This is a genomic window from Halolactibacillus miurensis, assembly GCF_900116255.1.
In the GTDB taxonomy this organism is placed as follows: domain Bacteria; phylum Bacillota; class Bacilli; order Bacillales; family Amphibacillaceae; genus Halolactibacillus; species Halolactibacillus miurensis.
In genome coordinates, this window is record NZ_FPAI01000063.1 from 1 (window position 1) to 1,010 (window position 1,010).

Annotated in this window: 1 protein-coding gene; it reads right to left on the bottom strand. The window is 43.9% G+C overall.

The window, feature by feature from the left end; all coding sequences use genetic code 11:
• Window positions 1-56 precede the first annotated feature (56 nt).
• Window positions 57-1,010 (bottom strand): IS200/IS605 family accessory protein TnpB-related protein (locus BM390_RS15215; protein WP_143103208.1); only part of this gene is annotated, 954 nt, incomplete at its 5' end.

A 1,010-nucleotide genomic window follows, 5' to 3' on the forward strand; every position in this document is an offset into this window, starting at 1 on the left:
CGACACTTATTCATATTTTTGAATAAATGTGTCGTCTTTTTTGATTCTAATTAAACTTACATTAAGAAAATCGTAAGATTTTCAGTGGCCTCCATCGGTGGGAGTATTTCTTTAAAACCCATTGCCCGACGGGCAATGACATAAGCGGCTGCCATGTGAATGGACACACCGAGTCGCTTCATATATTTCATCTTGCCAATTTGACTGGTATAAGCAGGGTTAACAACGTAGACAGCAACCCCCATTTTTTCGGCCCTTGACTTGATCGCTAGGGTCATCTTTTGATAAGCAAACTGACTCATTCGGCGATTGGCTTTCCTATTTCCATAAGGACGCGACACTTTGGACCGCGTCGTATCCAATCTTTCAATGGCGAGTGGCTTATGATGTTTAACGGCATAGTCAACGAGGGCAATGACCTCCGCTTCTATGATTTTCGTTACCTGCCCACTGGTTTTACCCTCTAAGTTAAACGGAAGCGTGAAGGCATCCACACATTGACCTATGGCGTTGACATTGGCGATAGCGATATGATTCACATTCAAATCAACACCAACCATACCCGTTGATGTTGAGGTATTCAGGTAGGGTGCAGGCGGCACATTGATTAAGCATTTAACGATATAGTAGTCACCATGATCCTCAAGTGACCATCCGATAGGCTTCCCATACTTTTTCTTATCTTTCAGGTTCATTTGTGTCTGAATGGCACGATTGACATGATCTTGACCATAAGGAAAAACAACGTCAGCGAGACGAATGACGCATTGGTCGATCGTCTTAAAGGTAAGGGTATGCGTCTCTGGCTGATAATGAAAGACAAAGTTACCTGATTTGGCATCTTTTCGTCCCGAAATGGTCATCTTACCGTAACGCGCCGCTACCCAATCTTTCTGCCAACGCTCAGGATGAGCGTGATAAGACTTTTGTGTTAACCGGCCGCGCGCGAGTTTCTTACTCCCGAAACACACACCCGTCACTTTGTTTGTCAATTTAATCAATTGTTTTTC